This window comes from Kocuria rosea (assembly GCF_023715525.1).
Taxonomy (GTDB): domain Bacteria; phylum Actinomycetota; class Actinomycetes; order Actinomycetales; family Micrococcaceae; genus Kocuria; species Kocuria rosea_A.
Genome location: NZ_JAMBOG010000017.1, coordinates 39,797 through 54,369, shown reverse-complemented (window position 1 = coordinate 54,369; position 14,573 = coordinate 39,797). Strand labels below are relative to the sequence as shown.

Sequence of the window (14,573 nt, the reverse complement as noted above, 5' to 3'; positions counted from 1 at the left end):
GCCGGGCCCTGCTCCCCGGCCGGCTCAGCGCTCGGGCGGCGGCAGCCCGAGCGCCTCGATCGTCTCCGAGGCCAGGGCGATGCCCGCACCGCTGTAGAGGTTGAACACCGTGCGCACGCCGTGCCCGCGCAGCTCCTGGACCTCGTCGTCGTACTGCGCCACGGCCGCGACCGTCCCCGTGAACCCGGAGGCGGTGAGCTGCTGCAGCGCCACGAGGTTGGACCCGTGGAACGGCATGGCCAGCACGGCGACCTGGACGTGGCCGGTCGCGATCACCCGCTCCCAGAACTCCTTGTCCGTCGCGTCGGCGTTCTGGACGTCGAGCCCGGCCGCCCGCAGCCGCTCGCTGCGGGCGGTGGAGTTCTCGATGCCCACCACGGAGAAGCCGTACTCCTCGGCGAACTCGTGGTACGCCGCCTGGCCGACCCGGCCCATCCCCAGCACGAGCACCTCGGCGTGGCCGATGTCGATCGGCCGGTCCTCCGGGTGCAGCTTCTGCTCCGGGTGCTCGGGCAGCCACGCGGCCAGGGCGGCCGGCAGCGGGGACCCGCGCCGGTTGACCAGGGTGGAGGCCACGAAGCTCGCCGCGACCGCCACGGAGAGCATGACGAGCCAGTCCTCGGTGAGCATCCCCGCGGAGACGCCGATGGCGCCCACGATCAGGGCGAACTCCGAGTAGTTGCTCAGGGCCAGGCCCGCCCGCACGGACGTCCGGCGGCGCAGCCCGAACACCCACAGCAGCAGCACGAACACGACGGCCTGGGCGGGCAGCAGCACGAGCAGCAGCAGGCCCGTGGTGACCATCTCGGGGGTCGGCAGACCGTGGAAGCCGATGGAGACGAAGAACGCCACGAGCAGCAGGTCCTTGACGGTGAACAGGGCGCGGGAGAGCTCCCCGGCGTTGGCGTGGGAGGCCAGCAGCATGCCCATCAGCAGCGCCCCCAGGTCCCCCTTCAGGCCCGTGGCGGAGAAGGCGATGTAGCCGGGCACGAGCGCCATGGCGATCCCGAACAGCGCCTGCATCTCGCCGTGGCCGATCCGGTCCCAGATCCGGCGGAACAGCCAGGCCCCCGGCACCAGCAGCACCAGCGCGAACGCCCACGGGCTGGGCGGGTGGCCGCTCGTGGCGGTCATGAACGCGACCGCCGCGATGTCCTGGACCACCAGGATCCCGATCGCCACCCGGCCGTAGAGGGACGTCGTCTCGCTGCGGTCCTCGAGCACCTTGAACACCAGCACGGTGCTCGAGAAGCTCAGCGCGAACCCGGCCAGCCACAGGGAGCGGGGGCTCTCCTCGGGCAGGTGGAGTCCCAGCACCATGAGCACGCCCAGGAAGCCCGCGCCCAGGGCCGTGCTGAGCACCATGTGGGCGCCGGCGGTGCCCCACACCTCCTTGCGCAGCAGCGAACGGGCGTCCAGCTTGAGCCCGATGCCGAAGAGCATCAGCGTCACCCCGAGGTCGGCGAGCTGGCCAACGATCTCCAGCCGCTCCACGCCCATGCCGTTGAGCACGAAGCCGGCGGCGAGGAAGCCGACGAGCGGCGGCAGCCGCAGGAGCACGGCCAGCGCGCCCGCGCCGAAGACGACGACGAGGTAGACGGCGACTGTCGACACGGGCAGCTCCCTCGTCGGCGGGCGGGGACGTCACCAGTCTAGGGCGGGCTCCTCGGCACCCGTCCGCACCGCCCCGGGGGCTCCCGAGCGCCTAGAGTTGGGCCGAGACCTCAGCCACCGGAAGGACCGGAGCATGCACGAGACCCCGCGGCCCGCGGGCCGCACCGCCGCCCCGACGCGGGCCCAGCGACTGGACCGGCTGCCGTTCAACACCCGGCACCGCCGGCTGCTCGTCGGCTCGGGCGTCGGCTGGGCCCTGGACGCCATGGACGTGGGCCTGGTCTCCTTCGTGATGGCCGCCCTCGCCCAGCAGTGGGGCCTCGGCCCCGGGCAGCTGTCCCTGCTCGCCTCCATCGGCTTCGTGGGCATGGCCGTGGGCGCGAGCGTCGGCGGCCTGCTGGCCGACCGGATCGGACGCCGCCAGGTCTTCGCCCTGACCCTGCTCGTCTACGGCCTCGCCACGGGCGCCTCCGCGCTCGTGGGCTCCCTGGCCGCCCTCGTGGTGCTGCGCTTCGTGGTGGGCCTCGGCCTGGGCGCCGAGCTGCCCGTCGCCTCGACCCTCGTCGCCGAGTACGCCCCCCGCCGGATCCGCGGCCGGCTGGTGGTGCTGCTCGAGGCATTCTGGGCCGTGGGCTGGATCCTGGCCGCCCTCATCGGCTACTTCGTGGTCCCCTCCTCGCCGGACGGCTGGCGCTGGGCGCTGGTGATCGGCGTCGTGCCGGCCGTCTACGCCGTGGTGGTGCGCCGCGCGCTGCCCGAGTCGGTGCGCTTCCTCGAGACCGCGGGCCGCCCGGACGAGGCGGAGGCCGCGGTGCGGGACTTCGAGCTCGCCCGGCCGCTGGGCCGCGCCCCCGCCGGTCCTCCCGCGGACGTCCCGGCGGAGGGCAGCACCGCGGAGGCCGGCCCCGCGCCCGCGGCACCCGGGATCTGGTCGCCCGGACTCCGGGGGCGCACGACGGCCCTGTGGACCGTCTGGTTCTGCATCAACTTCGCCTACTACGGGGCGTTCACGTGGCTGCCCACCCTGCTGGTGCAGCAGGGCTTCACGCTGACCCGCTCCTTCGGCTACGTCCTGGTCATCACGCTCGCGCAGCTGCCGGGCTACGCCGTCGCGGCGTGGCTGATCGAGGTGTGGGGCCGCCGGGCGACCCTCGCGGCCTTCCTGGGCGGGTCCGCGGTGAGCGCGCTGCTGTTCGGCATCGCGTCGATGGGCACCGTCGTGCTCCCGTGGCAGGTGATGGCCTCCGGCATGGCCCTGTCCTTCTTCAACCTGGGGGCGTGGGGCGCCCTGTACGCGATCGGCCCCGAGCTGTACCCCACCGCGGTGCGGGGCACGGGCACCGGGGCGGCGGCCGCGTTCGGCCGGATCGCCTCCATCCTCGCCCCGCTGTCCGTGCCCCTGCTGCTGGGCGTCGGCGGGGAGGACCACGACCTGATCGTGGTGTTCGCCGCCTTCGGGGCCGCCTTCCTGGTGGCGGCCGCCGCGGCGTTCGCCCTGCCCGAGCAGCGGGGCCGGGCCCTGCGATGAGCGTCCCCGCGCCGGGCGGGGCCCCCGTCCTCACCGACCGCGAGATCGGCCTGGCCCGGCTGGGCGCCCAGGGGCTCCTCCGGCCCGGGGACCTCGCCCCGGAGGACGTGGTGCGCCGGCTCGGCGCCGTCCAGGCCCAGGACCTGCCCGGGGCGCTGGTCTCCGTCGCCCTGCGCCGCACGGCGGGGTCCGCCGGGCTCCGGGCGGCCTTCGACGAGGGGCGGATCGTGCGCAGCTGGCCCATGCGGGGCACCCTGCACCTGCTCCCGGCCGAGGAGCTGCGGGAGTGGCTCGCGGTGCTCGGGCCGCGCACGGCGACCGGTACGGGTGCCCGCCGCCGGGCCCTCGGCATCGACGAGCGGCTCGACGCCGCCCGGGAGACCGCGCTCGCGGCCCTGCGCCACGGCCCCCAGCCCCGAGGGCGCCTGCACGAGGTCTGGGAGCAGGCGGGGCTGCTGGGGGAGCCGGGGCGTGCGTACCACCTCATGCTCGCCCTGCACCTCGAGGCGACCCTGTGCCTGGGCCCCCTCGCCCCCGGCGCGCGCGACCAGCTCGTGGTGGCCGTGGAGCAGTGGATCCCCGCCCCGGCCGCCCAGGACACCGCGCCGGCGGGGACCGGCGCGGCCGGGGCGGGCGAGCCGCCGCCCGTCGTCGTGCGCTGGGTCCGCCGCTACCTGCGCGGCCACGGGCCCGCCTCCCTGGACGACGCCGCCCGCTGGGCGGCCCTGCCCAGGACGGCGGTCCGGGCCGCGGCGGCCCGGGTCGACGACGTCGTGGCCGTGCGCGACCGCCGCGGCCGCGAGCTGTGGTGCGCCCGGGAGGTCCTCGAGGAGCTGCCCGGCACGGCGCGCCGGTCCGCGGGCGTGCTGCTGCTCCCGCCCTTCGACGAGTTCGTCCTCGGCTACGGGGACCGCTCCCACGTGCTGGCCCGGCCGCACGCCGCGCGCATCGTCCCCGGCGGCAACGGGGTCTTCCGCCCCACCGTGGTCGCGGGCGGGCGGGTCGTGGGGGTCTGGAGCCGCCGGCGCGCCGCCGCCGGGGACAGCCTCGTCCTGGAGCCGTTCGAGGAGCTCTCGCCCGCCCGCCGACGGGCCGCCGAGCGCGCGTTCGCGCGCCTGCCCGTGGTGGGCTGAGCGCGCCCGGCCAGGGCCCTCAGGACCCCTCCGTGGCACTGGAAGTATCAGATACTTATCGTTTCGGTAAATGATCTGTTTCCCGGCATGTTCCCCGATGTGCCGCGTTCTACCTAGGGGTAATGTGTGACATCTGTGACCTGCGCCACGTTGACGGGCTCCCGGTGACCGGGACGCGCGGCGCGGGCCACGACCCGTCATCACGACCGAGGAGAACGACATGCGATTCGATCGCGCAACCAAGGCCCTGGGACTCGCCGCCGTGTCGGCCGTGGCGCTGAGCGCCTGCGCCAGCGTCGGGGGGGACTCCGGTGCCGCCGGAGGGGAGACCGGCGGCGCGGAGGGCGAGGGCTCCGGCGGGGTCATCACCGTCGCGGAGACCAACAACGTCACGTCCCTCAACACGGGCACCGCGGCGCACAACAAGGACATCAACTCCAAGATCGCCTACATGACCCGCGACACGTTCAACTACATCGACCCCGAGCTGAACGTGGTCAGGAACGAGGGCTTCGGCACCTACGAGGTCGTCTCCGAGAACCCGCTCACCGTCGAGTACACGGTCAACGAGGACCAGCAGTGGTCGGACGGCAACCCGATCGACAAGGGCGACCTGCTGCTGTGGTGGGCGACGCAGTCGGGGCACTACAACGACGCCAGGACGGACGACGCGGGCGAGACCGTCTCCGGCACCGACTACTTCTCCATCGCCGGCTCCACCGACATCCTCGGGCGCACCGACCTGCCCGAGTTCGGCGAGGACGGCCGGACCATGACGATCACCTACGACGAGCCCGTCGCCGACTGGGAGATCGCCTTCGACAGCGGCTACTTCCACCCCGCCCACGTGGTCGCCCAGCAGGCCGGGCTGGCCGACGAGGCCGCGCTGGTGTCCGCGCTCGAGGAGGCCCCCGAGGGCGACCCGGAGAAGCCGCAGGAGCGCCCCGAGCTGGACAGGATCGCCGAGGCCTGGAACACGGGCTTCGACGTCACCGAGACCCCCGAGGACAAGTCCCTGCTCGTGTCCAACGGCCCGTACATCATCGAGGAGATGGTCAAGGACCAGTCCGTCACCCTGGTGCGGAACGAGAACTACAAGGGCGACCACGTCGGGAAGGCCGACGAGATCACCGTGCGCACCATCGGCGACTCCACCGCCCAGATCCAGGCCCTGCGCAACGGCGAGGTGGACATCATGGCGCCCGTCACCGTCACGAAGGACACCGTGGACCAGGTCGGCGGGATCGAGGGTGTGCAGGTGCTCGAGGGCGTGGACCTGTCCTACGACCACGTGGACCTCAACTTCGGCTCCGACGTGTTCGCGGACCCCGCCGTGCGCGAGGCGTTCCTCAAGACCATCCCGCGCCAGCAGATCCTCGACCAGATCGTCAGGCCGGTCGTCGAGGACGCCGAGGTTGTGAACTCCCAGCTCTTCCTGCCCTCGGAGCAGGCCTACGAGGACGCGGTCGCCCGGAACGGCGCCGTGGAGAAGTTCCCCGCGGAGCCGGACGTCGAGGGCGCCAGGGAGCTGCTCGCCGGCCGCACCCCGACCGTGCGGATCCTCTACAACAACGAGAACCCCGTGCGCGTGGACACCTTCGCGCTGATCAAGGAGTCCGCGGAGCAGGCCGGCTTCACGGTCGAGGACCTGGGCGACCCGAACTGGGGGGAGAAGCTGCCCGAGGGCAACTACGAGGCGTCCCTGTTCGGCTGGGTCAGCCCCGGCGTCGGCACCGAGGCCCTGACCCAGATCTTCAAGACCGGCGGCGGCGGCAACTACAACGACTACTCCAACCCGGAGGTCGACACCCTCGCCACGGACGCCCGCGTGACCGTGGACGAGGAGGAGCGCCTGCAGAAGATGTACGAGATGGACAAGCTCGTCATGGAGGACGCCTACGGGCTGCCGCTGTTCCAGAACCCCGGCTTCTTCGCCGTGGCGCAGGACGTGGAGAGCGTGGAGTACATGCCGAACCAGACCGGCGTCTTCTGGAACTTCTGGGAGTGGAACCGCACCGCCTGAGCCGAGAGCACCGGACCGGCGTAGCTGGGACGACGGGTGCCGCGCCGACCGACCCGGCACCCGTCGCCGCACCCCGACCGCTTCCCCCGAGGACCCCACATGATCTCCTACATCCTGCGCCGGCTCGTCACGGCCGTGCTCATCCTCTTCGGGGCGTCGTTCATCGTCTACATGATGACGGCGTTCTCCGGCGACCCCTTGGGCGACCTCTACGGGGTGCCCAACTCGGAGCGGCTCATCGCGGCCCGGGTCGAGGCGCTCAACCTCGACACCCCGCCCGTGCTGCGGTACTTCGACTGGCTCGGCGGCGCCCTGGGCTGCCTGACCCCCTTCGCGGGGACGTGCGACCTCGGCGTCACCGTCGAGGGCCAGCAGGTGACCACGCTGCTCGCGGGGGCGATGGCCCAGACCATCCTGCTCGTCACCGCCGGCACCGTCCTGGCCATCGTCATCGGCATCACCCTGGGCATCGTCTCGGCCCTGCGCCAGTACTCCGGCCTGGACTACGGCGTCACGTTCTTCACGTTCCTGTGCTTCTCGCTGCCCAGCTTCTGGCTCGCGGTGCTGCTCAAGGAGTTCGTGGCCATCAGCTTCAACAACTTCCTCCTGGACCCGGTCGCGTCCTGGGCCACGATCCTCGCCCTCGCGGCCCTCGTGGGCCTCGGCTGGTACGTCGCGTCCTTCGGCGCCCGGCGCACCCGGCTCCTGCTGGGCCTCGCCGGGTTCGTGCTCACCGCGGCGGTGCTGTGGTTCCTGCTGGCCACCAACTGGTTCCAGCAGCCGGCCCTCGGCATCCCGCTCATCGGCCTCACCGGGGTGCTCGTGGCCGTGGTGGCCACGTTCCTGCTGGCGGGGCTGCGCAACCGGCGGGCCCTCCGGGCCGGGCTCGCGACCGTGGCGGCCGGACTGGTGCTCTACTTCCCGCTGCAGGCCGTGCTCGCCGGCGGCGGCCTGCCGCGGGTGCTCCTGCTGCTCGTGGCCATGGGGGCGCTGGGCGCCGGCATCGGCTGGGCCTTCGGCGGCCACGACCGGGGCCAGGGCGTCCGGGTGGCCGCGATCACCGGGGTCCTGGTCATGGGCCTGGTCGTGCTGGACCGGTTCATGCAGGCGTGGCCCGAGTACCTGGACCACGGCCGGATCCGCGGCCGGCCCATCGCGACCGCCGGATCGACCACGCCGGGGATGTCCGGGGACTTCTGGATGACCGGCCTGGACCTGTTCACCCATCTCCTGCTGCCGACCATCGCCCTGACGCTGCTGGCCCTCGCGAGCTACAGCCGCTATTCGCGCGCCTCCATGCTCGAGATCATGAACCAGGACTACGTCCGCACCGCCCGCGCCAAGGGCGTCTCCGAGCGCTCCGTGGTGACGCGCCACGCGTTCCGCAACGCCCTCATCCCGCTGGCCACCCTGGTGGCCTACGACATCGGTGCCCTCATCGGGGGGGCCATCATCACGGAGCAGGTCTTCGCGTTCACCGGCATGGGGCAGCTGTTCGTCTCCTCCGTGCACAACGTCGACCCCAACCCCGTGATGGGCGTCTTCCTGGTCACCGGCATCGTGGCGATGGTCTTCAACCTCGTCGCCGACCTCGTCTACTCCGTCCTCGACCCCCGAGTGAGGGTGAAAGCATGAGCCAGCACTTCCCCGGCCAGGTCCCCGGCGGGCCCGGGTCCACGATCGACGGGGCCGCCGACGGCCGGGCCTCCCTCGCTCCGGGCGAGACGCCCGAGCAGGTGCGGGGCCGGAGCCAGGGGCAGCTGGTGCGCCGGCGCTTCCTGCACAACACCGCCGCCGTGATCTCCCTCGTCGTGCTCACGGGCATCGTCCTGCTCGCCGTGACCTCCATCGGAGTGGGCCCGGTCCCCGGCTGGTGGCGGTGGGGCCCCACGACCACCGGGCCCGTCGTCGAGGCCGGCGGGGCCCCCACGATGGGCCTGAGCCCGCTGCGGATCGGCGAGCACCCGTTCGGCCAGGACAACCTCGGCCGCGACCTGTTCGCCATGACCATGCAGGGCGCGCAGTACTCGCTGCTCGTGATGTTCATCGTGGGCATCGTGGCCGGCCTGGTCGGCACGGTCGTGGGCGGCGTCGCCGGCTACTTCCGCGGCACGACCGAGGCCGTGCTCATGCGCCTGACCGACGTCATCATCATCATCCCGCTCGTGATCATCGCCGCCCTGCTGGGCAAGATGGCCGGCGAGTACGTCCGTCAGCAGGGCTGGCCGACCTCGGCGACCGTGGTGGTCCTGGGGTTGCTGATCGGCGCCGCGTCCTGGCCCGCGCTCGCCCGCCTGGTGCGCGGCGAGTTCCTGTCCCTGCGGGAGCGGGAGTTCGTGGACGCGGCCCGCCTGGCCGGCGCCTCGAGCGGGCGGATCATCTTCCGGCACATCCTGCCCAACACGGTGGGCGTGATCACGGTGAACGTCACCCTGCTGATGTCCTCGGCGATCCTGCTCGAGACCGCCCTGTCCTACCTGGGCTTCGGCGTGCAGGCCCCGGACTGGTCCCTGGGCCGGCTGATCAGCGCCAACCAGACGGCGTTCGTGACCCGCCCGTGGCTGTTCTGGTGGCCCGGCGTGTTCATCGTGGCCATCGCCCTGAGCATCAACTTCATCGGCGACGGGCTGCGGGACGCGTTCGACCCCCGGCAGAAGAAGTTCAGCGCCAAGCGGGCCCAGGACGCGCCGGTCCGGGCCGCGCGCCCCGAGCGGCCGGCCGGGCCGAGCGGGCCGGGCGGGAGCACGGGCAGTGTGAGCACCCCGTGACGGGCACCCGGTCAGCCGGCCAGCACGGCCGCCGCCGCCAGGGCTCCCAACACCAGCAGCACCAGGGTGGGGGCGGGGCGCAGCTCGGTGCGCACGGCGTCGTCCTCGGGGTCCCGGTCCGCGAAGACGTCCAGCGTCCCGTCCTCGACCATGGCCTGCCAGCGGCGGCGGATGGCGTCCGCCGCCGCCCCGCCGCGGGTGCTGAGCAGGTCCCCGGAGCGCACCGTCCCGTCGGGGCGCGCCGAGGGGTGCGTCCCGGTGAGGTCCCCGGGAGCACCCCGCAGGGCGGCCCGGACGCCGCCCGCCGGCAGGGCGAAGCAGGTGACGGAGCGCTCCCGCGTCACGAGGGTCAGCGCGAAGCGGTTGCGCACGTCCACGAGCGCGCCCCACGGCACCACCACGGTGCGCAGCGGGTTCACGACCCGCACCCCCTCGGGCCCGACCCGCACGTGCGGGCGCCAGTACAGGTACCAGCCGAGGTGCGCCACGGCGGCCCCGACCAGCACGGACGCGACGGCGGAGGCCGCGCTGCCGCCGAGGCCCAGCCCCGCGATCACCGCCCCGAGCACCACCAGGAACCCCGTGAGCCAGGGGGCGGCGCCGGAGCGGAAGACGAGCGAGGACGCGGACGAGGGCACGGGAGCCATGCTAGGCGGGTCCGCCCCGACCCCGGTCCCGCGCGCGTCCCGGCGCGAGCACCACGACCCGACGAGGGAGAGCGACCATGAGCACCAGCAGCACGTCCGCCCCGGCCCCGCGGCCCGGCACCCCCGAGGAGGTGCCGGTGCTGCAGGTCGAGCACCTCAGCGTGGACTTCGGGGTGGAGAAGCAGTGGGTGCCCGCCGCGATCGACCTGAGCTACTCCGTGCACGCGGGGGAGGTGCTCGCGATCGTGGGCGAGTCCGGCTCCGGCAAGTCCGCGAGCTCGATGTCGATCCTCGGCCTGCTGCCCGCCAACGCGCGCGTGCGCGGCTCGGCGAAGCTCTCCGGCCAGGAGCTGATCGGCCTCGGCGGCGCCGCCCTGCGCAGGGTCCGCGGCGAGGAGGTCGCCATGATCTTCCAGGAGCCCATGACCGCCCTGAACCCGGTGTTCACCGTGGGCCAGCAGATCGTGGAGACCATCCGGATCCACCGGGACGTCTCCCCGGCCCAGGCCGAGGAGCGCGCCCTGGAGATGCTGCGCCTCGTGGAGCTGCCCGACCCGGGCAAGGCGTTCCGCTCCTACCCGCACCAGCTCTCGGGCGGGCAGCGCCAGCGCGCCATGATCGCGCAGTCGCTGTCCTGCGACCCCAGGCTGCTCATCGCGGACGAGCCCACCACGGCCCTGGACGTCACCGTCCAGGCCGAGATCCTCGACCTGATGCGCAACCTCAAGGACAGGCTGCGCTCCGCCGTCGTGATCATCACCCACGACATGGGCGTGGTCGCCGACCTCGCGGACCGGATCGTGGTGATGCGCCGCGGGCGGATCGTGGAGACCGGCACGGCCGCGCAGATCTTCGCCGCCCCCGCCCACCCCTACACGCAGGCCCTGCTCGGCGCGGTGCCGCACCTGGGCCGCGGCGGGGAGGGCGAGCAGACCGTGGACATGGTCGCCTCCCTCGAGCGGGTCGTCGAGGGCCGGACCCGGGCCCTGGACCGGGAGCCCGCCGCGGACACCGCGGCCGTGCGCGTGCGCGAGCCCGTGCTCGCGCTGCGCGACGTCGCCGTCGAGTACCCGAAGCAGGGCCGCAACCCCGCTTTCCGGGCGGTCGAGGGCGTGAGCCTGACGATCGCCGCGGGGGAGGTGCTCGGCCTCGTGGGGGAGTCCGGCTCCGGCAAGACCACGATCGGGCGCGCCGCCGTGGGCCTGCTGCCCGTGGTCGAGGGCTCCCTCGTGGTCGACGCGCAGGAGCTGCACGGGGTCTCCGCCAAGCAGCTGGGGCGGATCCGCAAGCACGTGGGCATGGTCTTCCAGGACCCGGCCTCGTCCCTGAACCCCAGGCTGCCCATCGGGGAGTCCATCGGGGAGCCGATGCACCTCGCCGGCCGGGCCCGGGGCGTGGAGCTGCAGCAGCGCATCGAGCACCTCCTGGACCGGGTCGAGCTGCCGCGCTCCTACCGCAACCGCTACCCGCACGAGCTCTCGGGCGGGCAGAAGCAGCGGGTCGGCATCGCCCGGGCCCTCTCGCTCGCGCCGAAGCTGCTCGTGGCCGACGAGCCCACCTCCGCCCTCGACGTGTCCGTGCAGGCCAAGGTGCTCGAGCTCTTCGAGCAGCTGCAGGAGGAGATGGGCTTCGCGTGCCTATTCGTCACCCACGACCTCGCGGTGATCGACCAGCTGGCCGACCGCATCGCCGTGATGCGCTCCGGGCGGATCGTGGAGCAGGGCTCCCGGGAGCAGGTGCTGCGCTCCCCGCAGGAGGACTACACCCGCCGGCTGCTGGCCGCCGTGCCCCTGCCGGACCCGCAGGCCCAGCGCGAGCGGCGGGAGCTGCGGGCCCGGCTGAGGGCGGCGGCCTCCTGACCGCCGCGGCGGGGGACCCGGCCGCGGCGGGCGCGCCGTGGCCGGCCGCCCGGACCGCCGGATAGGGTGGGCGCATGATCGATCCCGCCCGCCTGCACTCGGACCTGTCCCGCCTCGGCCGCGAGACCGACCGGCTCCTGGCCACCGTGGAGGCCCTGTCCGACGAGGAGCTGACCGCGCCCTCGCGCTGCGAGGGGTGGACCCGCGCCGACGTCCTCGGGCACCTCGCCTCCAACGGCCGGGCCATCCCCCGGCTGATCGACTGGGCGACCACCGGGCAGGAGCAGACGCTCTACGCGTCGCCGGAGGCCCGGGCGCAGGAGATCGCCGGGCTCGCCGCCCTGCCGCGCGAGGAGCTCGTGCGGCAGCTGCGCAGCTCCGCCGCCTTCTTCGCCGAGCAGGGCGAGCGGCTGGGCGGGGAGCTCGCGGTCGAGGAGGTGCACCTGCACGGCAAGCGGATCCCCGCGGCGTCCGTCGTCGCGCTGCGGATCGCCGAGGTCGTCGTCCACCACCACGACCTCGGCACGGCCTGGACCCTCGAGCAGGCCGAGCCGGAGTCGCTGCTCGACGCCCTGGAGGCGGCCGTGCGGACCCTGCGGGCCAAGGGCGCCCCGGGCCTGACCCTGGCCACCGAGGAGCGCGACGAGTGGGTGCTCGGCGACGGCGCCGTGCGCGTGGCGGCCGGCCGCGCGCACCTGCTGGCGTGGCTGGCCCGCGGCGACGCCGAGCACGTCGAGGCCGACGGCCCCCTCCCGGCGCTGCCGTCCTGGTGACCCGCCGGACCGGCGTCCCCGTCCTCGCCCGGCCCCCACGCCCGGCGCACGTCCCCACGGGACGGCCCGGGGAACGGCGGTCGCCGTGGGGGCTCGGCGCTGAAGAGCGGGGGCCCGGCGTGTCCCGGGCCCCGGGCCCCGGCGTCGCTAGGTTGGGGGCATGGACGACACCTTTGCGCAGCCCGCCGCGTTCGTGGCGGCCCCGCGGATCACGGGCCTGAGCGCCCACCGGAACGGCCCCGTCGTGGCCACCGTGCAGAGCCTGACCGCGGACGGGAGCGAGTACCGCACGCACGCCGTGGCCCTCGAGGCCGGGCCGGTGCCCCTGACCCGCGGCGAGCACTCCGTGGGCAGTCCCGTCCCGGGCCCGGCCGGCGAGCTGTACTTCACCGCCGACCGGCCCACCGGGGACCCCGACGACGACGCCCGCGCCCGCCTGTGGGTGCTCCCGCCGCGCGGCGAGGCCCGCCTGCTGCTCGCCCGCTCCGGGGGGATCGGGGAGCTCGCCGTGGCCGGGGACCGGCTGTTCTTCACCGGGGGAGTCCTGCCCTCGGCCGCCGACGAGGCCGAGCACGAGCGGCTCGCCGCGGCGCGCCGGAAGGGCCGGGCCTCGGGGATCCTGCACGAGTCCTTCCCCGTCCGCCACTGGGACGAAGACCTCGGGCCCGAGGAGCCCGCGGTGTTCGTCGCCGAGCTCGCCGGCGCCACCGCCGACGGCTCCCGGCTCGCGCCCCGGCGGCTCCCCCTCCCGCCGGGCCGGCTCACCGAGTACACGGCGGCCCCCGACGGCTCGCTGGTGCTCGTGGCGCTGGAGACCCTCCGCCACGGCACCGAGCAGAGCTCGGACGTGTGGGCCGTGCCCGTCGACGGCGGCGAGGCGCGCCGCGTGGGCGCCTCCACCGCGCGGTACGAGTACCTCACCGGCCCGGTCAGCCCCTCCGGGACGAGGGCCCTGCTCGCCCGCTGGCAGCACTGGCTCGAGGGGCAGAGCTTCGATGCGGCGCTCGACGTCGTGGACCTCACCACCGGGCAGGTCACCCCGCTGGTCCCCGGGTGGGACGGCTGGCCGCTGGACCCGGTGTGGCTCGACGACGACACCGTCGCCTTCTGCGCCGACCACCGCGGCCGCGGCGCCGTGCACCTCGGCGCGGTCGGCGCCGCCGGGCCCCGCCTGCTCGCGGGCGGGGACGAGGACCCCGAGCCCTGGAGCTACGCCGGGCTGGCGGTCGCGGACGGCGGGCTCGTGGCCCTGCGCTCGCGGGTGGACCGCGCCCCCGAGCCGGTGCGGATCGACCCCGCGGGCGGCGGCGTGCGGCCGCTGGCCCGCCCGGTCCCCGCCCCGGAGCCCGCCGGCCGCCTCGAGGAGGTGCACGCGGTGGCCCAGGACGGGACCCCGGTGCGCGCCTGGCTCGCCCTGCCCCCCGAGCCGGCGCCGGGGGGCCACCCCCTGCTCGTGTTCGTGCACGGCGGGCCGTGGGCCTCCACCAACGCCTGGAGCTGGCGCTGGAACCCGTGGCTGTTCACGGCCCGCGGCTACGCCGTGCTCCTGCCGGACCCGGCGATCTCCACCGGCTACGGCCAGGCCATGATCGACCGCGGCCAGCAGGAGCTGGGCGGCACCCCCTTCACCGACGTCCTCGCGCTGACCGGCGCCGCCGAGGCCCGGGAGGACGTCGACGCCGGGCGCACCGCTCTGCTCGGGGGCAGCTACGGCGGCTACCTGGCCAACTGGACGGCCGGGCACACGGGCACCCGCTTCCGGTGCATCGTCACCCACGCCTCGCTGTGGAACCTCGGGACCATGGGCACCACCACGGACAACGGCGAGTGGCACCGGGCGGTGGCCCCGCGTCAGGCCGCCGAGTACTCCCCGCACCGGTTCGCGGGGCGGATCGAGGTGCCGGTGCTCGTGATCCACGGGGACAAGGACTACCGGGTGCCGATCGGGCAGGCGCAGGAGCTGTGGCACGCGCTGCGCCGCTACGCGCCCTCGGGGGGCCACCGCTTCCTGTACTTCCCCGATGAGGGGCACTGGATCCTCAAGCCCCAGAACGTGCGCACGTGGTACGAGACGGTGCTCGCGTTCTGCGACGAGCACGTGCTCGGGCGCCCCTGGACCCGCCCGGAGGCGCTGGGGTAGGCGGGATCACAGCGGAGGAGGGGCCGGCCGGGGTAGACTGGACGGCGGCCCGCTCTACGGGCGCCCCCGCCCGGACGCCTCCGGGCGC

The 14,573-nt window shown here is 74.4% G+C and carries 10 protein-coding genes; 8 read left to right on the top strand and 2 right to left on the bottom strand.

Annotated features, from left to right (window positions below):
- Positions 1-24: 24 nt before the first annotated feature.
- Positions 25-1,614, bottom strand: a complete 1,590-nt coding sequence (locus tag M3185_RS12475; protein WP_251334004.1) for a cation:proton antiporter domain-containing protein — start codon at positions 1,612-1,614, stop codon at positions 25-27.
- A gap of 133 nt (positions 1,615-1,747) precedes the next feature.
- Here M3185_RS12475 and M3185_RS12470 point away from each other — a divergent pair, with 133 nt between their 5' ends.
- The 5 genes from M3185_RS12470 to M3185_RS12450 all read left to right on the top strand — a co-directional run bounded on the left by M3185_RS12470 (position 1,748) and on the right by M3185_RS12450 (position 9,066).
- Positions 1,748-3,142, top strand: coding sequence for an MFS transporter (locus M3185_RS12470; RefSeq protein WP_251334003.1), 1,395 nt, complete (start codon positions 1,748-1,750; stop codon positions 3,140-3,142).
- Complete coding sequence (locus M3185_RS12465) at positions 3,139-4,275, top strand: winged helix DNA-binding domain-containing protein (RefSeq protein WP_251334002.1); 1,137 nt, start codon at positions 3,139-3,141, stop codon at positions 4,273-4,275. The genes M3185_RS12470 and M3185_RS12465 overlap by 4 nt, the downstream gene beginning before the upstream one ends.
- A gap of 220 nt (positions 4,276-4,495) precedes the next feature.
- Positions 4,496-6,298 carry an ABC transporter family substrate-binding protein gene (locus M3185_RS12460; protein WP_251334001.1) on the top strand — a complete coding sequence of 601 codons (1,803 nt, stop codon included), beginning with the start codon at positions 4,496-4,498 and terminating at the stop codon, positions 6,296-6,298.
- A 99-nt stretch (positions 6,299-6,397) separates the two neighbouring features.
- Positions 6,398-7,933 carry an ABC transporter permease gene (locus M3185_RS12455; RefSeq protein ID WP_251334000.1) on the top strand — a complete coding sequence of 512 codons (1,536 nt, stop codon included), beginning with the start codon at positions 6,398-6,400 and terminating at the stop codon, positions 7,931-7,933.
- Positions 7,930-9,066 (top strand): ABC transporter permease, encoded by a 1,137-nt coding sequence (locus M3185_RS12450; protein ID WP_251333999.1) that lies wholly within the window; start codon positions 7,930-7,932, stop codon positions 9,064-9,066. Before M3185_RS12455 ends, M3185_RS12450 begins: the two co-directional genes overlap by 4 nt.
- Before the next feature lie 11 nt (positions 9,067-9,077).
- On the opposite strand, the gene M3185_RS12445 is transcribed toward M3185_RS12450, so the two are convergent.
- Positions 9,078-9,704 (bottom strand): PH domain-containing protein, encoded by a 627-nt coding sequence (locus tag M3185_RS12445; protein ID WP_251333998.1) that lies wholly within the window; start codon positions 9,702-9,704, stop codon positions 9,078-9,080.
- An 86-nt stretch (positions 9,705-9,790) separates the two neighbouring features.
- Between M3185_RS12445 and M3185_RS12440 the strand changes: the two genes are divergently transcribed.
- From M3185_RS12440 to M3185_RS12430, 3 genes are all read left to right on the top strand, one after another.
- Entirely contained in the window at positions 9,791-11,572 is a 1,782-nt protein-coding gene (locus M3185_RS12440; protein ID WP_251333997.1) for an ABC transporter ATP-binding protein, read from the top strand.
- A 74-nt stretch (positions 11,573-11,646) separates the two neighbouring features.
- A complete protein-coding gene (locus tag M3185_RS12435) occupies positions 11,647-12,345 on the top strand; it encodes a maleylpyruvate isomerase family mycothiol-dependent enzyme (protein WP_251333996.1) in 699 nt (232 codons plus the stop codon).
- A 160-nt stretch (positions 12,346-12,505) separates the two neighbouring features.
- Positions 12,506-14,485 (top strand): S9 family peptidase, encoded by a 1,980-nt coding sequence (locus tag M3185_RS12430; protein ID WP_251333995.1) that lies wholly within the window; start codon positions 12,506-12,508, stop codon positions 14,483-14,485.
- Positions 14,486-14,573: the final 88 nt, after the last annotated feature.